Raw genomic sequence first — 19,619 nt, 5'->3', positions numbered from 1 at the left:
CTATTAATCTTTAAATTATTGTTTATATCAATCTTTATTCATATCTCAATGCTTCTATAGGATCAAGACTTGCTGCTTTCTTTGCTGGATAATATCCAAAGAATATTCCAATAACCATAGAGAAAGTGAAGCTTCCTAAAATGACAATCGGTGATATAACTGGCGAATTACCCATCATCTTAGTTCCTATTATTCCTATAATTATTCCTAAGAATATACCTATTATACCTCCAATAGCACATATTATCATAGATTCAACTATAAACTGCATCTTTATATGAGAACTTTTTGCTCCTAATGCTTTTCTTGTACCTATTTCTCTAGTTCTTTCTGTTACAGATACAAGCATTATGTTCATTACTCCAATACCACCAACAAGAAGTGATATTCCTGCTATTGCTGATATTGCAAGTGCCATTGTCGATGTCATTGATGTCATTGATTCAAGCATACTTTCCATATTGCTTGCTGTTGCCTGATAATCTTGGTTTCTTATATATAGTTTATCTAAATAAGTCTGAAGTTCCTCAGTAAATGCTGTAATATCTACATCATCATTAGCTCTTATAGTTACTGTCTGATAATTTTTATTTGATGATGAACTTTGAGCTGCTGTCACTGGAATATACAAATCTGTTGTGAGTTTTTCTTCAGATTCTGTACTTCCTCCTGAAGACTTATAAGTGTAAACACCTACTATTGTATAACAGTAAATTGCACTTGAAGTATATATTTTTACTTCTTGTCCAATTGGATCTGCACCTTCACCAAATATTTTTGTTACAAGTTTATCCGATACAACTGCAACCATTTTTGATCCTTCAACATCTCTATCTGTAATATATCTTCCATCTGCCATTTCAATATTCTTGACTTTCTCATATCCTGGATTCGTACCAGTAATATTTACATTTGCATATGCAGTACCACTTTTAGCTTTTCCAGAATCCTTTGTTACTGAAACACTTACCGCTGCTATTTTATCACTAAATTCATCCTCTATCTCTTTTATCTTTTCCATTGTTAAAAGATCACTGTCATCTGGGGCAGAACTTGTGGAACTTCCAGGAGGGCCGCCTCTCATTCCTCCTCCAGGACCGCCTCCACCTCCGGGAGGACCTCCACCTCCAGGCATTCCTTCTTCGTTTCCAGATTTTCCATTCATAATTTTATTATTATTATTAGATGTACTGTCTCTTTCTGTAACATTTATAGTAACATTAGTTGATCCCATATCTGCCATTGAACTTGTCACATTTGCTGTCATTGCGTTACCAACAGAAACAATACCTATTACTGAACCAATACCTATTATTATCCCCAGCATTGTAAGAACTGCACGCATTTTATTGGATTTTAGTCCTGCTATAGCAAGCATTATATTTTCTTTTATAAACATAATCGTTCACCATCACCATATCTTTTATAAAACTTGTCATTATATTCATCAGAAACTATATTTCCATCTCTTAAAGTAACTATCCTTTCAGTTTCTTCTGCAAGCTCATTATTATGAGTTATAAATACTATTGTCTTTCCCTGTTCTTCATGAACCTGATGAAATAAATCCATTACCATTCTTCCTGTTCCTGAATCAAGGGCTCCAGTTGGCTCATCAGCAAGAAGTATACTTGGATTTGTAGCCAAAGCCCTTGCAATAGCTACTCTCTGTTTCTGCCCGCCTGATAATTCATTTGGCTGATGCTTTATCCTGTCTTTCATTCCTACCATTTCTAAGAAATACATTGCACGCTCCGTTCTTTCCTTTGCAGGAATACCTGCATACAGCATAGGCAGCTCCACATTTTTTAGTACTGTATTTCTAGGAATTAAATTATAAGTCTGAAATACAAATCCTATTTTTTTATTTCTCACATCAGATAACCCATCATCACTAATATCTTCAATATTAGTTCCTCCAAGTATATATGATCCTGAAGTTGCTCTGTCTAGAGCTCCTATTATGTTCATAAGAGTACTTTTTCCAGAACCAGATTGTCCAACTATAGATACAAATTCTCCTTTTTTTACAGTAATATCTATACCTTTTAAAATATTCAGCTGATTTGGAGTTCCTATATAGAAGCTTTTTCTTATATCTTTCATTTCAATTATATTTTCACTCATTCAATTACCTCCCATTGTTTATATCAACAACGCTTCCAACTTGATAATTTGAAGGATCATTCAATACAATCATTCCTTCTTTCAAATCTGCTCCTTCTATTTCTGTATTCATATCTGATTCCAATCCTGCAGTTATTGATATTTCTTTAACTACATATTGTCCATTTTCCTCTTCTGCAACATATATTGATTTTTGTCCATGATTATCAATTATAGATTCATATGGAACTGAAAATACATCATCTGCTTCATCAGTAATAATATTTACAACTGCATTCATACCAACCTTTATTGAATCATCTACATCATCACTTGTTATTTGTACTTTAACTGTAAAAGTAACATCACTGCTTGTTGAATTACTACTGCTTGAAGAACCTCCACCACTATTATTACCATTGCTGCTTGTTGAAGTTTCTGATGCAGCAGCGCTTGATATAGGATCAACACTTACTACTTCTCCTTCAAGAACTTGATCAGATGCATCAGTAGTAACCTGTACTTTTTCTCCTACAGCTACATCTGCTATTTCAGTTTCATCAACATCAACTTTCACAATAAGATCATTTAAATCTTGAATCACAAATAACGAATCTTCACATTTTGAACCTACTGAAGCATTTACAGCAGTAATTATTCCATCAACAGGAGCTAAAACTTCTTTATCTTTAAGTTTTTCCTTCTTTTTTTCAAGTTCAAGCCTAGAACTTGTATCATTTGCAGCTGCTAATGCGCTTTCATAATTTTTTTTGTTTTTTTCAATCTCCTGCTCAACATTTATCTTTGCTGCATCCAATGCAACCTGTGATTTGTCATAATCAGTCTGAGCGTTTTCATAATCTATTTTAGCTAAATTTACATTCTGACTTGATTCTTCTCCATTATCTAAAAGCATCTGTTTATATTCATATATGTTCTTTTTATTTTCAAGAGACAGTTTTGCCTGATCCAATGCTGCCTGTGCATTTACAAGGTTTGTATTAAGATTGTTTTCATATAAATAAACAGAATTATCATATGTATCTTTTGCTTGCTGAAGAGCAATCTGATTCTTCTTTTCATTTGCTGTAACACTTAATTCCTGCTTTTCAATTTCATCTTCTAAAGTTGATGTATCAATTACTGCTAGAACATCTCCTTTTTTCACCTCATCTCCAACTTCCACATTTATTTCTTGAACATTATAGTCATTCAGATTAGAATAAGCACTTGTAGATGTTCCACTTTTTATAGCACCAGATGAGCTTACCATTTTATATACATTTCCTTTTCCTAAAACAGTATATCTCACTTTATTTTGCTGTTTTTCATTTTTTCCTCCGCTTTTTATTTTATATGCTGCGAAACCACTTCCTGCAACTGCTATTGCACATATTACAGCTATAACTTTTTTATTTAATATTTTTTTTAATACTTCAGCTTTTTTGGATGATGATACATCTGAAACAGTATCTTTTTTAAGCTTTAAGTTCACCTTAATAGCCCTCCTTCATTTGATTATAATCTAAATATTTTAGATAAAATTCATTTCTTTCATTATTAAAATCAGACATTTTTTCTTCCAATTCAATTTCTGTTTTTTCCAGTTCATTCTTAGTAATGAATCCATAAGAATATTTTCTACTTGCAGTTACATAATCTTCTTGACTCTGTTGAAGTTTGTCATAACTGCTTTTTATGAAATTATATGCATTCATTAAATTATAGTACTTTTATTTAAAATCAATTTCTGATGTTATATACTGTTTATCCAATGATAAGGCCTTATTTTCGAGAGAATAATTTTCATAATCATCATCATTATCGTCATCATCATCTTTAGCCCATTGAAGTTCTAAATCAGCTATTGTAATATTTATACTATTTTCAAGCATTTCATCTAAATCTTCTTCATAATTAATTTTTGTCACTTCTTGAAGATCTTTTGTAATATCATTACTTAATGATATATCTTCTTTTATATCAATTCCCAAAGCACTCTTTAAATTATTAAGAGCTGTCTCCTGATTAGTCTCAGTTTCAATCAAATCATTTTTACTATCTACATTATTTCTTACAGCATCTTCATATTCTTTTTTAGAAATAAATTCGCTTTCATATTGAAGCTTATATATATTAATTTTTTTCTCATCATATTCTGTTTTTTTCTTGCTGTTATCAATTTTTGAAACAGTTCCAAGACATTGAACATATGATTTTTCCGCTTCATAAACTGCCTTTTCAACAGTTTGTCTATAATTTAATTCAGTTTTTTTGTAATTTCGTTGAGCAGTTTTTCTTTTCTGCTGATATGATTGAAGCAATGTCAATGTATTGTAATCTTCCAATGCACTTTTAAGACTGCTGAGCTGAGAATTAATTTCTGAGGAATTTTCTGTATCTTCTCCATTCAATTTTGATTCTAATCTTGATATCTTTTCATTAGCTTCTTTAACGTCATCACTATCTTCTATTCCTTTTGATTTTAGTTCTTTTTTTAATTTTGATATAGTGGAACTTAAATTTGAAGGCTTGTAACCCAAATCTTCAATTTCATCATTTATTTTGTCTACTTCCTGTTTGCTATCTTTCAAATTATTATCTGCTATTTTCATATCAATACTATTTTCAAGCATTATGTCTTTAATATCACTAAAAGCTATAACATTAGTATTGCTGATTTTTTCAGATGAATATGCTTTTATGTTAAAAGCACTAAAGACAGTTAAAAATGTCGCTAAAAATGCTACTAGTTTTCTTTTCAAAATTACAACCTCCTATATTGCATTAAATTTATCTTTTAAATACTATTTTATTTTATCTTCAACATCTAACCTTCTTATAACTAAAATATAAATAATTTATAAACAAACCATTTTTTTATCTTTTAATTTTTAATATATATAAGTCCTCTAAAAATGTTTGGTTTTTATAATCCACAATATAAATCACAATACAAATGTTTAGAATATATTAAAAACAAAAAAACTCATCAGCAAACTGCTGATGAATTTCTTGGTTTTATAATCAGAAATTAAATCTATATCCTGCTCCCCATACAGTTTCAATATATTTAGGATTGCTTGTATCGAGTTCAATTTTTTCTCTTATTCTGTTAATATGTACAGTAACTGTTGATGTATCTCCAAAGGATTCTTCTCCCCATATCCTGTCAAGAAGTGTGTCTTTTGAAAACACTATATTGGGATTAGAAGCTAAAAAAACAAGAAGTTCAAATTCTTTATTGGCCATCTTAACCTCTTCATTTCCTACATAAACCCTTATTGAATCACAGTTAATATGCAGCCTTCCTATTGAAATTATATTCTGTTTCTTTTTATTATCCTTATCTTTAGATGTAAGCCTCTCATATCTGCTTAAATGTGCATTAACCCTTGCTACAAGTTCACTTGGGCTGAATGGCTTTACAATATAATCATCTGCACCTATTCCCAGTCCTCTTATTATATAAATATCATCCTTTTTTGCTGTTACAAGAAGTATAGGTATCTCTTTTTCCTTTCTTATTTCTTGACATATTTCAAATCCATCCTTTCCAGGAAGCATTACATCTAAAAGAATCAAATCAAAATCATCATTTAACGCCTTGTCCAATCCAGATATTCCTGTTAAGGCTATTTCCGTCTTAAATCCATTTATCTCTAAATAATCCTGTTCTAATTCTGCAATACTTTTGTCATCTTCTATTATTAATATTTTTTTCACAAAACAACCTCCTAATAAACATATCCTATCCACACTATTTTGATATAGGAAGTTTTATGACTATGGTTAATCCATTATTATTTAATGCTTCAATTCTTCCATCATGTGCTTCAATTATATTTTTAGCTATAGCTAGTCCCAAACCACTTCCCTGACTTGGATTTGTTCTTGAAGGATCAGCCCTATAAAAACTTTCAAAAAGTTTGGAAATTATCTGTTCATCAACACCATTTCCATTATCGCTTATTTTAACATTTATCCATTCATCATCCTCGTATACAGTTGTTACACTTTCTTTATCTTGTCTCTCATTATATTTTACAGTATTATCAAGTATATTAAAAATAACTCTTCTTATTTCCCTGCAGTCTATTTTTAGTTTCACATCATATGAACATTTATTGGTATATATGATTTTCAATCCTCTTTTAGCCATATCGTCTTCAAGTTCCTCATATAATTCTGAAAAATAATTTTTTGCACTTACTATATCAAAATCAAAAGGATATTTTCCTGTATCTAATTTCGAAAACAGGAATAATCTATCAACAAGTTCATCCATATCACAAGCCTTCTGATGTATGGTATTCAAATACTTATTTATTTTTTCTGGAGTATTTGCTACTCCATCAATAAGCCCTTCAACATACCCTTTTATTCCTGTCAGAGGTGTTCTTAAATCATGAGAAATTCCAGCAACAAGTTCTCTTCTATTTTCTTCATATTTAAGCTTAGCCTGCACACTTTCCTTCAGCCTCATTCTCATTTCATCAAAATCATCACATACTTGTTTAAATTCATCATCACCTTCATATTTCATATCAAAATCCAAATTTCCATTCTTTATCTGGTCAGCACCATAACTTAAAAGTTTAAGGGGTATCATTAAATTTTTATATATTCTTGAAGATAATATTCCATTTGTTATTGTAATAACAATAACAGCTACTACAACTACAACTCCTATATATCCAACCATAAATTTCAACATCTGTTCTTTAAAATTAATATGCATAGGTTTGTAATTTGAATTTATAGCTATAATATTTAAAGGCTTTTCTTTATATATAAGACTATTTTTCACAAGAGATATATTTCTTTTTTCAAGCACCAGAGAATTTGATTCAAATAATATATCCTCACCTATCTGAGAAATAGCTGAATTATCCTGATCTGTAAGATTTGAAAAAATAATATCCTTTCCATATTGTATAATAAGGCTATAGCCTTTCTGACTTAAAACTTTTTCCATTTCATTTGGAAGTTTTTCAAGAAAATCTTCATTTTCAAGTTTTTTCATGTCTATACGCATAGAATCTTGAATGACATATGCTCCCGGCTGATTTTCTTCAATATAATTCATTTTCTCTTCAAAAATTTTAAAAAATGGTTCTCGTATAATTCCTGCTATAGACGCTATAATTATTACTGGTATTATAAGCATCAATATATTTGAAATTGTAAGCCTTCTCTTTATAAACATACTTTCTCCTACTCTTCAGCCAATTAACAATATTCAATTGTCAATGAATGATTAAATTTTCATAAGATTTCCTCAATATATACTTTGAGGATTTTCTTATTAGTATAAATACCAAAAGCAAGCCAACATATAGTGCTTTAAAACTAAGTATATATACTATAATATTGATTTAAATTATAAAATTGTACTTATGAAATATATCTTCAAAACAATAATATTCTAGATTCATATTTATCATTTGTAAAGAATATGAATCTTAATGCCATAGCGAATTATTTTTACATTTTTTGTAAAAAATATTTTTATTTTACCCAAATAAGTGTAAACTATAAAGTGAGAGAATTTATAAGATAAAATTTGAGGTGATTAATTTGACAAAATTTGAAATACTATTAGGAGATATAACAAAGTTAAAATTTGATGCCATAGTAAATGCAGCCAACACTTCTCTTCTTGGAGGTGGAGGTGTTGACGGAAGCATTCATAAATCAAGCGGAAATAGACTTTTGAATGAATGTAAACAATTGAAAGGCTGTTTGACTGGAAATGCAAAGATCACTCAATCCTACGATCTTGCAAAACTAGGAATATACTGGATAATACACACTGTTGGTCCTATTTTCAGAAACAACGGTTCTGAAGAAAAATATCTAAGGCGTTCCTATAATTCAGCTTTAAAAGTTGCTGCTGATTATGCAAATATATATAATCAACAAAGTCTGAAAATAATTAATGAAAACATATACCGCCTTGAAGGTTTATCTTTTTTTAATAATAAGAAAAAAGAAAACATAATCTCTGATTTGCAGAAATACATTGATGAACATCCTATAAAGACAATAGCCTTTCCCTCAATCAGCACAGGTGCTTATGGCTATCCTCTTGATCAGGCCAGCAAAATTGCCATAGATGAAATCACATCCTTTATAAATGCAAATCCTGATATATTCGACAAAATTGCCATGGTATGCTATGATCAGAAAACCTTTGATACTTTTAACAATCAGTTTGAAAGACATTTTGCTTAAAATAAATACATTCCATACTCTAATCAAAATAAGGGTATATAAGATTTCTCTCATACACCCTTATTCCTGATCCCAATTATTGATTTTATTAGTTTTAATTATCCAAAGTATCTGTCTAATAATCCTTTAAATGCTTTTCCATGTCTTGCTTCATCTTTAGCCATTTCATGAACAGTGTCATGAATAGCATCTAAATTAGCAGCCTTAGCTCTCTTAGCTAAATCTGTTTTACCAGCAGTTGCTCCATTTTCTGCTTCTACTCTTAATTCTAAGTTTTTCTTAGTTGAATTAGTAACAACTTCTCCTAATAATTCAGCAAATTTAGCAGCATGTTCTGCTTCTTCATAAGCAGCTTTTTCATAGTACATTCCTATTTCAGGATATCCTTCTCTATGTGCCACTCTAGCCATTGCTAAGTACATTCCTACTTCTGTACATTCTCCTTCAAAATTAGCTCTTAAATCTGCTAATATATCTTCTGACACACCTTGTGCTACTCCTACTACATGTTCTGCTGCCCATGTCATTTCTCCACTTTGTTCTATAAACTTTTCAGGTCCTACTCCACATACAGGACATTTTTCTGGTGCAGTTTCTCCTTCATAAACATATCCACATACTGTACAAACGAATTTTTTCATAATTCTTTTTCCTCCTACACACACTTATATTTAAATTTTTTACTATATTTTATTTATCATTTGTCCATCTCTCTGACAATTTTTATTATATAATAATTATTATCCGTTGTAAATAGTTTTTTTATTTTTATTTTAATTTTTACATCGAATTTCATATATTTTTTAATATTGACATCTTTATCTATTTATCGTGTAATTTTTTCTATAACTTTATAAATTTTTATAAGCTGAATATATTTTTTCTTAAATAAAAATGTTAATATTATCTGAAATTTTAATTACTTCTATAAACATTATTTAAGATATAGTTTATAATTAATATATATATTCCAATTATTAATATATTTATTTAATTGCATGAGGAGTGTTTTTATTGTTTGGATATGTTACTCCCCTAAAAGGAGAACTAAAAGTAAAAGATTTCAATAGATTTAAATGTTATTACTGTGGTCTATGCTGCCATATAAAAAAACAGTTTGGAAATATACCAAGATTATCATTAAATTATGATATGACTTTCCTAGGCCTTCTTCTTGATGGAATCAATCCTGATAAAGTTGAAGTTTCACATCATGTGTGTTTTCTTCATCCTGGAGAAAAAAAGATAGTTATAAACAATAACAAAGCTATATCTTACGCTGCATATATAAATATTTCTCTTTTTTATTACAAACTAATTGATGATGTACAAGATGACAAATCATTAAAAAGCAGAATATATGCAGCTGTATTAAGTCCTTATAGAAAAAAATTTCCTGAGTCTGTTCTTAATACTGATAATGAAATAAAAAATTGCCTAAATCAGCTTTCTGATTTAGAAAATAGTAAATCTTTTAATTCCTTAGATGAAATATGTGATCCTTTCAGCAGGCTTGTGGGAACTGTATTTAAAAATTATCCTTACGAATTATTAGATGATTCTATTGAACTTAGAGATATTCTTTATACATTAGGTTATTCTATTGGCAAGTGGATATATATTATAGATGCACTTGACGACTTAAAAAAAGATATGGAGCATAAAAAATTTAATCCTATTGATTTTTTATATAATAAATCCAATATGACTTATGATCAATTGACAGATTCAATAAAACCACGCATTGAATTTACAATTTTAAGCTGTGGTTCTATCATAAAAGAAAATCTAATGAAGCTGAATCTAAAAAGAAATAAAGATATCTTATTTAATATTGTTGAACTTGGATTGATGGATAAATACATAAAGGTTATCAATCATCCTAATAATACTAATGAAACAAAAAGGAGTGACTTATAAAATGAATCCATATGAAGTATTAGGCATAAAACCTGGCGCAAGCCAAGACGAAATAAAAAGTGCCTACAGAAAGCTAATAAAGAAATACCATCCTGATCAATATGGTGATAATCCATTAAAAGAACTTGCCCAAGAAAAACTTATAGAAGTAAATAAAGCTTATGATATGCTCACTAAAAATGGTGGATCAAGTTCTTACAGCAGCTCATCTGCAAATTATAATTCAAATTCTTATTCAAACACAAACAGCAATTATTCAAACAGCAACTTTAATGAATTTCAGGAAATAAGAAGAATGATTCAATCACGTAATTTTTCATATGCTGAACAGAGACTTAACAGTATAAATAACAGAAATGCTGAATGGAATTATTTATATGGTGTTGTAATGTTTAATAAAGGCTGGTATGATTCAGCTCTTAACCACATCAACACAGCTGTAAGCATGGATCCTAATAATTTTGAATACAGACAAACCTTAAACTCATTGAGACAACGAGGGAATAATTTTTCAAACCATTATTATAGAACTACTGGATTTAATAATAATGATGCCTGCGACTGTTGTATAAACTTATGGTGTTTAGATTCATTATGTGAATGTATGGGTGGCGATTTAATATCTTGCTGTTAACAGGGGGTATATTATGAAATCTAAAGATATTGCTCAAAGTGGAATATTGATAGCACTTACTCTTGCCATTTTATTTGCTGCTTCACTGATTCCCATAAACACTTTATCCATTCTGGCTATTGCATCTTGTCTCGTCCCAATTGCAATAATCAGAACATCAATAAAATATGGTGTATTAGTTTATTTATGCAGCAGCATACTAAGTTTTTTATTTATTCCTTTAAATATAGCACTAATGTATTCTATGTTTTTCGGAGTTTATGGAATAATAAAGTTTTTTATAGAAAAAATCAACAATCTTTCTTATGAGATACTATTAAAGCTCATCACTTTTAACTGTATCTTATTTGCAGCATATTTTTTGTTTAAATTATTTATTACAGACTTTAATATAAAACTTCCTATATGGATAATTATATTAATATGTCAATTTGCCTTTCTCATTTATGATTATGCACTGACTATAGTAATATCATATTTTTTAAATAGAATTAATAGCCATATAAAATAATCAAATACATATTTTGATTAAGTATAGAAAGAAAAACTGTTGTATAATTTTTAATGCAACAGTTTTTCTCTTTTAAGTCTCTTACTCAATATTCATTTCATATTTAGATACAAGTTTTCTCAGAAATTGAACAGTTTTTATAGGTGCTTTTCCTACTGATGTTTCTCCTGCCAGCAAGAAACCTGTAACACCCTTTCTAATAAAATTATATACGCTTTCAACTTCTGACAGATAAGGCATTTTTCCTAATTTCATACTGTTAAATAGATGTGTTGCAATTATAATATCTTTATTTTCAATCTTTGAAACCTTTTCTATTATTCTTTCTTCATACACAGGTGTATCTTCAATTGAAGTTTCTGGAATAAGATCCCCTCTCCCTATTACTACTCCATCAGCCTCATCAATAATCTCATCAACATTATCTACTCCTTTCAGCGTTTCTATCTTTGCCCATATTTTAATATGTGTGTTCTCATTTTTATGAGCAGATATGAACTGTTTTATAGCCATAACATCTTCTCTGCTTTCAACAAATGACTGACATATTATATCTACATTATTTTTAATTCCCCATATAATTGCTTTCCTATCTTTCTTGCTTATGGAAAGCATGCTCCTATCAAAATCTTTTATATTGCAGCCTTTACCCTTTCTTATTATCCCTCCCTTGACTGCTCTTGCTCTTATCAAATTTTTTTCTTTACTCGTAATCTGAAAAATCATGGTATTGTCCTTTATACTTATCTTATCAAAATCATTTCTGCATAAAATATTGCTTTTTATATTAAGAGGAAATATCTTTATCCTTATATCTTTTAAATCTGCTCTTATTTTCTCATATTGGTCTTCTCCACAAAAAATAACTTCTTCATTATTATATACTTTATATATATATTGAAATTTGTTAGATATCCGTATCTTTGTTCCTGAAATATCTAATATTATATTGACATCGTCTTTTATCTCTCTTGCCATTTGAAGAAAACCAAAAAACTCATTATCACTGCCATGTGCAAAATTAAATCGTAATGCATTGACCCCATTATCTACTATGCCCTTTAATGCCGTTCGGTCCTTAACTGTTGGTCCAACCGTACCTATAATATACATGTTATCCTCCAAAATATCATTACTGTCTATTAATATTAATTTATCAATATAATTATCACTATTAGTTTATATAAGTCATTTTCTTAAAAATCTTATTTACATATAGTTCTAAAAATATATATTATGAATAGATTAATATTGTTAAGTTCTATTAATTTCAGGAGGATTTATGTTAAAAAAACTTCTACTGTTATTTTTCATAATTATATCTTTTAATTTAAATGGATGTATTTCACAAAACTCTAAATATATAAATTTCTCTTCAAAGCCTAGTAATCATTATTATACTGATGAATTAAAAAATAAAATAATAAGCAGTAAAGATTTTTCTCTTTGTGTTTTTGACACAAATTTATATAAAGATATAACTGTTGATAAAGATGAAAATCTAATTATTGATGATTTTTTTAACACACTCAATGATTCAAATTATCTATCTTATGATTCCAAACCTGAAAATAAAGAAATCTTTAGAATAACAATTTCTTTTGAAGACAGCAGCAAATATTTAATTCGTATTTATGATTCTTCTGTAATTGCAGTCTCTCCATGGGATGGAATTTATGAAGAAGATATCGTTTCTATGAATGATATTCCATTAAGATATAATCTTCTAGACTTCTGCACACACATACAGAATAAACCAGCTTCAAGAAAATAACATATTATAATGCAGATTTCAACAAATTTAATCTGCATTATTTTTATATTCCTTATAACTTTCTATACTTTTATTATTAAAATTATGTTATCATATTATTAAAATTAATATTATTCGAATAAATTTAGCAAATAATTAATAAAAACAAAATATATAGGAGGCTACATTCCATGATAAAAGTAGATTTTCATGTTCATACATCTGCTTCTGACGGAATATTATCACCTACAGATGTTGTAAAACGCGGAAAAATAAATGAAGTTAAATTTCTTGCCATAACAGATCATGACACGTTAACTGGTATAGATGAAGCAATTTCTGAAGGATTAAAGGAAAATATATGCATAATACCAGGAATTGAATTATCGACTCAATATAATGATGAAAGTGTACATGTTCTTGGATTTTTCAAAGGTGATTCTTTTAGAAATCCTGAACTTACAGGTGAATTGAACAAAATAAAGAATCATAGAATAATACGCGCAGAAAAAATGGTAAAAAAACTAAAAGATGAATTTAATATATCACTGAACTTTGAAGATATTTTAAAAAAATCGAGAGATACTGTTGCAAGACCTCATATCGCCAGAGCTATAATGGATGCTGGATATAATTATTCTCATGATTATATCTTTAATAATTTTATAGGCAAAGGCTGTAAGGCTTATGTTCCAACATTAAAACTTTCTACTGAAGAAGGTGTAAAACTTTTAAAAAAACATAACGCACTGGCATTTCTTGCTCACCCAAAATTAATAAAAAATTCATCGGTAAATGACTTTTTAAATATGAATTTCGATGGTATTGAAGCTTTCTATTTTCAAAATACAGATAGTGAAACAAAATATTATGTTAATGTAGCAGAAGAAAATAACATGCTCATTTCATGTGGTTCAGATTTTCACGGAGATATAATAAATGATAAAAGACATGGAGATGTAGGATGTATGAGTTTTTCTGATAAATACTTAAAAAATCTACTTACAGCTCTAGATATTTCATATAACATATAAATAAAAGATATTGAGAAATGTTAAATCTCAATATCTTTTATTTTTTAATCCTAAGCTTCTATTAAAAATGCTCTATATCCTTTCATTGTTTCATAGATATCCACTTTACTTGCGACTTCCCATGGAGCATGCATATTATGAAGCGCAACTCCACAGTCAATAACCTCCATATTATATTGTGCTAAAATATAAGCTATTGTTCCACCGCCTCCAACATCAACTTTTCCAAGTTCAGCTGTTTGGAATGAAACTTCATGTTTTTCCATTATATTTCTGAGTTCAGCCATATATTCTGCATTAGCATCATTACATCCAGATTTTCCTCTTGCTCCAGTATATTTGTTAAATACCATTCCTCTTCCAAAGAAAGCAGAGTTTTTCTTTTCCATTACACTTGGATAATTAGGATCAAATGCAGCACTTACATCTGAAGAAAGCATTTTTGAATTTGATAGGCATCTTCTTAATTTCAAATCAGAATATCCTTCACATCTATCTATTATTTCTGCAACAGAATTTTCAAAAAATCTTGAATGCATTCCTGTTGCTCCTACACTTCCAATTTCTTCTTTATCAACTAAAAGACAGCAGCAAGTTTTATCTGTTTCTTTTATATCAAACATAGCCATAAGAGAAGTATATGAACAAACTTTATCATCTTGCCCATAAGCCATTATCATACTCTTATCTAATCCATAATCTCTTGCTTTTCCAGCTGGTACTACTTCTATTTCGGCTGATAGAAAATCTTCTTCTTCTATGTCATATTTATCTTTTAGTATTTCTAATATGTTAGCTTTAACAGCTTCCTTTTCAGCTCCTTTTAAAGGCATGCTTCCAACAAGTACATTTAAATCTTCACCTTCAACTACTTTTGCACCTTTTTTAGCAAGCTGATCTCCAGATAAATGAACAAGTAAATCAGAAACTCCTACAACTGGATCATTTTCATCTTCACCTATACATATATCAATTACAGTCCCATCTTTTTTTACAACAACACCATGTAATGCTAAAGGAAGTGTAACCCATTGATATTTTTTTATTCCACCATAATAATGAGTATCAAGCAAAGATAGTTCTGTATCCTCATAAAGTGGATTTTGTTTAAGATCAAGTCTAGGAGAATCAATATGTGCACCTAATATTTTTAATCCTGCATCCATTGATTCATTTCCAATTACAAAAAGAGCTATACTTTTACCTTTATTATTAAAATAAACTTTGTCTCCTGCTTTTAATGATTGGCTATTTTTTATTATATCTTCTAGGTTTCTATACCCATGTTTTTCTGATAAATTTATTATCTCTTTTACACATTCTCTTTCAGTTTTACACTTAGACATAAAATTCTTATATCCATCACAAAAATCAAATATTTCTTCTACCTGTTTTGATGTGTATTTAGTCCATGCATTTTTATTTAAATTCTGTTTACTCATATAAAAACTCCTTTTTAGAATATATTACAATAATTAAATGTCCAAAATAATTTTAAATCTAAACTCTTACTCGTATTTCTGCAATATATATGCTATAATATTGAGTCTTCGAACATATTTTTTAAGCATTAAATGTTTGAATTTATAAAAAATATAACATTCTATCTTTATTTCAGAACCTATATATAATTTTACTACATATCCGCCAAATTATTCATTCTGCTTTCGATTATTTCAACCGGTGTAACATCAGACATTAATGCATATCTGTAATTTACTGCTGCAGCTTCAATAATTACTGCAATATTCCTTCCTGGTCTAACTGGAACAGTCAATTTCTTAACGTCTATGCCTAATATGTTCATATATTCATCATCTATTCCAAGCCTATCATAATCATTATCATCTTTCCAATGTTCAAAATGCATCACAAGCTTTATTTCTTTCTGTTGAACAACTGAACTTAGACCATATAAAGTTGTAACATCAATTATTCCTATTCCTCTTACTTCAAGCATACCAACTGTTATCTTTGGAGATGTTCCTATAAGCTGGCCATCAATTTCCTTTATGTCCACCGCATCATCTGTAACAAGTCTATGTCCTCTTTTTATAAGTTCTAATGCAGTTTCACTTTTACCAATTCCACTTTCCCCAGTAATTAATATACCAATTCCTGATACATCAACTAAAACTCCATGAAGTCTTGTTTCTGGTGCAAGTTTATCTGCAAGATAAATTGTCGTTTTACTTATAAACTGAGTCGTAACAAGATTAGTTCTTAAAACCCATACATTATGCTTTTTTGCTTCCTTTATAAATTCTGCATGAGGTTCAAGACCTCTTGTAATAACTAAACAATTTATATCAAAAGTAAAATATTTTTTTACTCTTTTTTTCCTCAATTCAATCTGCATATCATCAAGGAAACTCCATTCAGCTTTCCCAATAACCTGAATTCTCTCTGGTGCAAAGTAATTGTAGAATCCTGCTAACTGTAGCCCTGGCCTATTTATATCGTTTACTGATATTTCAATATCCTCTCTTCCTTCTACAAGAACTTCTAAATTAAAATCATCAATTAATTTTTTTACATTAACTCCCAATTATATCATCCTTTTTTATTTTTTAATTTCAATACTTTCAAGCTGGGCCCTAAAATTTCTTTTAACATTATCCAAATATCTTCTTCTAAGAGCCTGCTGTAAAGTTTTTTCTTCTTCACTAAGTTCTCTTTCCTGACTAGTTTTATATAGTAAATTTATTTTTTTTACAACTTCTTCAATTTTCATCTTTTGAATATCCATAGACAATCATCCTTTCTATCCTATAACAATAATTTTACCTATTTTAAAGTATATAATCAATATTAAATGATTCGACATATTATAAAACTTATAAAAATAATTGTCGAACGAATTATTTTACATTTTTATCCATTTATGCATTAATTTGTATTAAGTTTTTATATTTTTTCCCCTTTTAACTCATTTCAAACCATTTTTTGGTATATAATGTCACTAATTGTACTACGAAAATATTTTACAATTTATTCCTTAATATTTATAATATATTTACAGGAATTATCCAAATTAAGTAAAAGGTGGTGAAAAATATGAATTTTTTAATATTAAACAAACTTAAATTTAGTATTTTTATACGAAAACAACTTATAAATATATTACTTATCTTTCTATATCCTACTACTGACATAATGGTTGCTCTATCACAAGATTTGGACAAGTATATTGTATTATATCAGAAAAAGTTATTTTCAATATACATACATAATAACAGCAACAGTAATAAACTAAAAAAGTTTGCAGCATAAATACTTGAAATTTATTACAAACTCAATATTTTCAAATAATTCACAAATTAATATCGCATTATTAATTTATTGCAATATTAAAATGTATTTATATATATATGTAAAATAGATTAATACCCTGCTTAAGCATATTAAATTATATTATGTTTAAGCAGATTTGTTTTCTTACTTTTTTATTTATATGTAGAAAAATGGCTTCACTATGTCTCTTTGTAAATAACATTCTATTAAGTTTACATCTATTAATTTTATTGACATTATTAAATTTGAATTTTAAAAAATTTTATAATTTATTATTGTACAATAAAAAACACCCCATTTCTGAGGTGTTAATTTCAAAAACATAGCTCCCAACATGCCGTTCACTTAAATATTCAAAACCTGCTCCTCGCAGGTGGGTTAAGCGCAACTTACGTCTGCCTTCTTCTGCTACATATCGTAAAAAATGAAGCCCGGCATATTTAAGTATTTTGCAAATCCCGAAAATGTAATGTAGGTTGAATATCATAAGCTTTGCGCACATCTCAGGAAATCTATGATTTTATTATAGCATAAGTTTTCATATTTTCAATAGTATTTTAAAACTTTACTCAATGCTAATTTTTACTATTCGTAATCGTTTAAAATATCTTCCATTTCAGTTTCATCCATTTCAGTTGAAAATACTGCTATGAATTTAAGATATCCTACATCTCCACTATCCGATCCAAGTGCCTTATACTTTCCTTCTACTTCAAATTCCTCAGATGCATCTTCTATTATGCTCTCAACATTATCTTCTGCTATTTCTTTTAGATAAGGAATATAATATTCATTATACCATTCATCACTTTCTGATTCAAAATCACTCTCTTCATTAGAATAGCTTTTAGCTGCACTTAACTCTTCCTTATCAAAATCATAATAGAATTTTATTAAAACATATTCCTCTTCCTGTTTTATTTCTTCAACATCAGATAAATCATTATCTTCTAAAAAATTTCTTATTTCTGAAATATCCAATTTAAATCACCTCATCTTTTAGTATAGTAACTTCTTATATTCTTTTTTTATTTCTTCAAATTCTTTGTCATCTTCCACAAGATTAAGTTCTTCTTTACCTTCCTCATTTTTATCAATTCTAAATGCAAACATATCATCATTATTTTCATCTAATGGAGACAATAAAAGATATCCTTGTTTATCTAAATAAATTTTTGCTACTGCTTCAAAATCCACCTTGTTTCCATCTTCATCTTTAAATGACATTATTTCTTTTTCTTCCATCATGATCACCTCTTAATATATAGAACATTGTTAATTGTTGCTATAATGTTTTATATAAAAATATATATCTTTCCATTTTTAATTCATATGCAAAATAGAAAAACAATAACAATATATTATTAGTATTTTTACTTTTTTATTTTTTATATTCTAAATTTATTATATGATATTTATTTGTTTTGTCTATATCTTTTTTATTATTTCCATCTATTATTTTAGAAATTCCAAAATAAAAAACATTAATCCAATTTTTCTTTAGGATTAATGTTTCTTACTTCTTATTTATGATTTATCAAATTTTAATACATCTGTTGAGGAGTAAATTCTCCAAATGCTTCATATATATCTCTATTTCTTGATTTTGCTACTGCTTTTACAACAGCATATGCTATAATACCATCAACCATATGATGGACCATACTTCCTACTAAAGTAACAATAAGAGCCCAGTTAACAGTCAAGCCTATAAAAGGTATAGCAACAATCATTTCTAAAAATCCATGAATTGGTGCAGTTATAATAACAGCTTGTGCATAACTTCTATTTCTTAATATAATTTTTGCTCCAATAAATCCTACAACTATATGAGTTGCTGCTCTTGCTACTACTACAGCAGGAAGCCCAGTCATTGCAAATCCTATTGTAGAACCTACTCCAACAATAACTGCTACAAAAGGTGAAATAAGCATTGAAAGCATCATTGGAACATGAGCTGCTAAAGTAGCTGTAAATGCTGGTGGCACAAATATTTTCAAAAATGAAAATTGAATTGGAATAATTATTGCCAATGCAGTCAACAATCCTGCATATACCATTTGTTTAATCTTATTATTCATTTATATAAATCCCCCTTGACTTACAATAACAATCATACTATTTAATAAA

At 28.6% G+C, this 19,619-nt stretch carries 22 protein-coding genes and 1 other RNA gene; 7 read left to right on the top strand and 16 right to left on the bottom strand.

What is annotated here, in order from left to right; genetic code table 11:
- Positions 1 to 34: 34 nt before the first annotated feature.
- The 7 genes from Q0F58_RS02335 to Q0F58_RS02305 form a co-directional block, all read right to left on the bottom strand.
- Positions 35 to 1,399 (bottom strand): ABC transporter permease, encoded by a 1,365-nt coding sequence (locus tag Q0F58_RS02335; RefSeq protein WP_294372035.1) that lies wholly within the window; start codon positions 1,397 to 1,399, stop codon positions 35 to 37.
- Positions 1,390 to 2,127, bottom strand: a complete 738-nt coding sequence (locus Q0F58_RS02330) for an ABC transporter ATP-binding protein (protein ID WP_294372033.1) — start codon at positions 2,125 to 2,127, stop codon at positions 1,390 to 1,392. The genes Q0F58_RS02335 and Q0F58_RS02330 overlap by 10 nt, the downstream gene beginning before the upstream one ends.
- Before the next feature lie 4 nt (positions 2,128 to 2,131).
- Positions 2,132 to 3,601 carry an HlyD family efflux transporter periplasmic adaptor subunit gene (locus tag Q0F58_RS02325; RefSeq protein ID WP_294372030.1) on the bottom strand — a complete coding sequence of 490 codons (1,470 nt, stop codon included), beginning with the start codon at positions 3,599 to 3,601 and terminating at the stop codon, positions 2,132 to 2,134.
- A gap of 1 nt (position 3,602) precedes the next feature.
- Complete coding sequence (locus tag Q0F58_RS02320; RefSeq protein WP_294372026.1) at positions 3,603 to 3,824, bottom strand: hypothetical protein; 222 nt, start codon at positions 3,822 to 3,824, stop codon at positions 3,603 to 3,605.
- A 15-nt stretch (positions 3,825 to 3,839) separates the two neighbouring features.
- Positions 3,840 to 4,871: a TolC family protein gene (locus Q0F58_RS02315; protein ID WP_294372022.1), complete on the bottom strand. Its 1,032-nt coding sequence runs from the start codon at positions 4,869 to 4,871 to the stop codon at positions 3,840 to 3,842.
- Between the two features lie 262 nt (positions 4,872 to 5,133).
- Positions 5,134 to 5,832 (bottom strand): response regulator transcription factor, encoded by a 699-nt coding sequence (locus Q0F58_RS02310; protein ID WP_294372019.1) that lies wholly within the window; start codon positions 5,830 to 5,832, stop codon positions 5,134 to 5,136.
- 34 nt (positions 5,833 to 5,866) lie between these two features.
- Complete coding sequence (locus Q0F58_RS02305; protein ID WP_294372016.1) at positions 5,867 to 7,315, bottom strand: HAMP domain-containing sensor histidine kinase; 1,449 nt, start codon at positions 7,313 to 7,315, stop codon at positions 5,867 to 5,869.
- Positions 7,316 to 7,686: 371 nt separating this feature from the next.
- Between Q0F58_RS02305 and Q0F58_RS02300 the strand changes: the two genes are divergently transcribed.
- A complete protein-coding gene (locus tag Q0F58_RS02300) occupies positions 7,687 to 8,343 on the top strand; it encodes a macro domain-containing protein (RefSeq protein ID WP_294372013.1) in 657 nt (218 codons plus the stop codon).
- A 98-nt stretch (positions 8,344 to 8,441) separates the two neighbouring features.
- Here Q0F58_RS02300 and Q0F58_RS02295 read toward each other — a convergent pair whose 3' ends face one another.
- Positions 8,442 to 8,984, bottom strand: coding sequence for an NADH peroxidase (locus Q0F58_RS02295; protein WP_294372009.1), 543 nt, complete (start codon positions 8,982 to 8,984; stop codon positions 8,442 to 8,444).
- 373 nt (positions 8,985 to 9,357) lie between these two features.
- On the opposite strand from Q0F58_RS02295, the gene Q0F58_RS02290 reads away from it, so the two are divergent.
- Genes Q0F58_RS02290 through Q0F58_RS02280 form a run of 3 tightly spaced genes read left to right on the top strand, consistent with a single transcriptional unit; the run spans position 9,358 to position 11,408 of the window.
- Positions 9,358 to 10,263, top strand: a complete 906-nt coding sequence (locus Q0F58_RS02290) for a DUF5685 family protein (RefSeq protein ID WP_294372005.1) — start codon at positions 9,358 to 9,360, stop codon at positions 10,261 to 10,263.
- 1 nt (position 10,264) lies between these two features.
- Positions 10,265 to 10,897, top strand: a complete 633-nt coding sequence (locus tag Q0F58_RS02285) for a DnaJ domain-containing protein (RefSeq protein WP_294372002.1) — start codon at positions 10,265 to 10,267, stop codon at positions 10,895 to 10,897.
- Positions 10,898 to 10,910: 13 nt separating this feature from the next.
- The gene (locus Q0F58_RS02280; RefSeq protein WP_294371997.1) at positions 10,911 to 11,408 is read left to right on the top strand and encodes a hypothetical protein; all 498 of its coding nucleotides are present in this window, start codon (positions 10,911 to 10,913) and stop codon (positions 11,406 to 11,408) included.
- Between the two features lie 81 nt (positions 11,409 to 11,489).
- Here Q0F58_RS02280 and Q0F58_RS02275 read toward each other — a convergent pair whose 3' ends face one another.
- Positions 11,490 to 12,521, bottom strand: coding sequence for a pyruvate kinase (locus tag Q0F58_RS02275; RefSeq protein WP_294371995.1), 1,032 nt, complete (start codon positions 12,519 to 12,521; stop codon positions 11,490 to 11,492).
- Positions 12,522 to 12,690: 169 nt separating this feature from the next.
- On the opposite strand from Q0F58_RS02275, the gene Q0F58_RS02270 reads away from it, so the two are divergent.
- Positions 12,691 to 13,182 carry a DUF4883 family protein gene (locus Q0F58_RS02270; RefSeq protein WP_294371993.1) on the top strand — a complete coding sequence of 164 codons (492 nt, stop codon included), beginning with the start codon at positions 12,691 to 12,693 and terminating at the stop codon, positions 13,180 to 13,182.
- A 170-nt stretch (positions 13,183 to 13,352) separates the two neighbouring features.
- The gene (locus Q0F58_RS02265; protein WP_294371990.1) at positions 13,353 to 14,195 is read left to right on the top strand and encodes a PHP domain-containing protein; all 843 of its coding nucleotides are present in this window, start codon (positions 13,353 to 13,355) and stop codon (positions 14,193 to 14,195) included.
- Positions 14,196 to 14,245: 50 nt separating this feature from the next.
- On the opposite strand, the gene Q0F58_RS02260 is transcribed toward Q0F58_RS02265, so the two are convergent.
- From Q0F58_RS02260 to Q0F58_RS02250, 3 genes are all read right to left on the bottom strand, one after another.
- Entirely contained in the window at positions 14,246 to 15,637 is a 1,392-nt protein-coding gene (locus tag Q0F58_RS02260; RefSeq protein WP_294371987.1) for an aminopeptidase, read from the bottom strand.
- A gap of 194 nt (positions 15,638 to 15,831) precedes the next feature.
- On the bottom strand, positions 15,832 to 16,743 hold the full coding sequence (gene hprK / locus Q0F58_RS02255; RefSeq protein WP_294371982.1) for an HPr(Ser) kinase/phosphatase: 912 nt from the start codon (positions 16,741 to 16,743) through the stop codon (positions 15,832 to 15,834).
- 15 nt (positions 16,744 to 16,758) lie between these two features.
- Positions 16,759 to 16,944, bottom strand: coding sequence for a DUF896 domain-containing protein (locus Q0F58_RS02250; protein ID WP_294371980.1), 186 nt, complete (start codon positions 16,942 to 16,944; stop codon positions 16,759 to 16,761).
- Positions 16,945 to 17,252: 308 nt separating this feature from the next.
- On the opposite strand from Q0F58_RS02250, the gene Q0F58_RS02245 reads away from it, so the two are divergent.
- Positions 17,253 to 17,468 (top strand): Spo0E family sporulation regulatory protein-aspartic acid phosphatase, encoded by a 216-nt coding sequence (locus Q0F58_RS02245; protein ID WP_294371978.1) that lies wholly within the window; start codon positions 17,253 to 17,255, stop codon positions 17,466 to 17,468.
- Positions 17,469 to 17,811: 343 nt separating this feature from the next.
- Here Q0F58_RS02245 and ssrS read toward each other — a convergent pair.
- The 4 genes from ssrS to Q0F58_RS02225 all read right to left on the bottom strand — a co-directional run bounded on the left by ssrS (position 17,812) and on the right by Q0F58_RS02225 (position 19,570).
- Positions 17,812 to 18,002: non-coding RNA, 6S RNA (ssrS, locus tag Q0F58_RS02240), on the bottom strand.
- 72 nt (positions 18,003 to 18,074) lie between these two features.
- On the bottom strand, positions 18,075 to 18,470 hold the full coding sequence (locus Q0F58_RS02235; RefSeq protein WP_294371973.1) for a hypothetical protein: 396 nt from the start codon (positions 18,468 to 18,470) through the stop codon (positions 18,075 to 18,077).
- Positions 18,471 to 18,488: 18 nt separating this feature from the next.
- On the bottom strand, positions 18,489 to 18,734 hold the full coding sequence (locus Q0F58_RS02230; RefSeq protein WP_294371971.1) for a DUF1292 domain-containing protein: 246 nt from the start codon (positions 18,732 to 18,734) through the stop codon (positions 18,489 to 18,491).
- 299 nt (positions 18,735 to 19,033) lie between these two features.
- Positions 19,034 to 19,570 carry an ECF transporter S component gene (locus Q0F58_RS02225; protein ID WP_294371968.1) on the bottom strand — a complete coding sequence of 179 codons (537 nt, stop codon included), beginning with the start codon at positions 19,568 to 19,570 and terminating at the stop codon, positions 19,034 to 19,036.
- Positions 19,571 to 19,619 lie beyond the last annotated feature (49 nt).

Origin of the sequence: uncultured Clostridium sp., from assembly GCF_934754915.1 — a bacterium.
GTDB lineage: Bacteria > Bacillota > Clostridia > Clostridiales > Clostridiaceae > Clostridium.
This window is presented reverse-complemented; position numbering and strand designations above follow the sequence as displayed.

Coding starts and splice junctions, on each gene's coding strand:
- Q0F58_RS02335 (WP_294372035.1), bottom strand. CDS start 1,399: ATGTTTATAAAAGAAAATATAATGCTTGCTATAGCAGGACTAAAATCC.
- Q0F58_RS02330 (WP_294372033.1), bottom strand. CDS start 2,127: ATGAGTGAAAATATAATTGAAATGAAAGATATAAGAAAAAGCTTCTAT.
- Q0F58_RS02320 (WP_294372026.1), bottom strand. CDS start 3,824: ATGAATGCATATAATTTCATAAAAAGCAGTTATGACAAACTTCAACAG.
- Q0F58_RS02305 (WP_294372016.1), bottom strand. CDS start 7,315: ATGTTTATAAAGAGAAGGCTTACAATTTCAAATATATTGATGCTTATA.
- Q0F58_RS02295 (WP_294372009.1), bottom strand. CDS start 8,984: ATGAAAAAATTCGTTTGTACAGTATGTGGATATGTTTATGAAGGAGAA.
- Q0F58_RS02285 (WP_294372002.1), top strand. CDS start 10,265: ATGAATCCATATGAAGTATTAGGCATAAAACCTGGCGCAAGCCAAGAC.
- Q0F58_RS02280 (WP_294371997.1), top strand. CDS start 10,911: ATGAAATCTAAAGATATTGCTCAAAGTGGAATATTGATAGCACTTACT.
- Q0F58_RS02275 (WP_294371995.1), bottom strand. CDS start 12,521: ATGTATATTATAGGTACGGTTGGACCAACAGTTAAGGACCGAACGGCA.
- Q0F58_RS02270 (WP_294371993.1), top strand. CDS start 12,691: ATGTTAAAAAAACTTCTACTGTTATTTTTCATAATTATATCTTTTAAT.
- Q0F58_RS02265 (WP_294371990.1), top strand. CDS start 13,353: ATGATAAAAGTAGATTTTCATGTTCATACATCTGCTTCTGACGGAATA.
- Q0F58_RS02260 (WP_294371987.1), bottom strand. CDS start 15,637: ATGAGTAAACAGAATTTAAATAAAAATGCATGGACTAAATACACATCA.
- Q0F58_RS02250 (WP_294371980.1), bottom strand. CDS start 16,944: ATGGATATTCAAAAGATGAAAATTGAAGAAGTTGTAAAAAAAATAAAT.
- Q0F58_RS02245 (WP_294371978.1), top strand. CDS start 17,253: ATGAATTTTTTAATATTAAACAAACTTAAATTTAGTATTTTTATACGA.
- Q0F58_RS02230 (WP_294371971.1), bottom strand. CDS start 18,734: ATGGAAGAAAAAGAAATAATGTCATTTAAAGATGAAGATGGAAACAAG.
- Q0F58_RS02225 (WP_294371968.1), bottom strand. CDS start 19,570: ATGAATAATAAGATTAAACAAATGGTATATGCAGGATTGTTGACTGCA.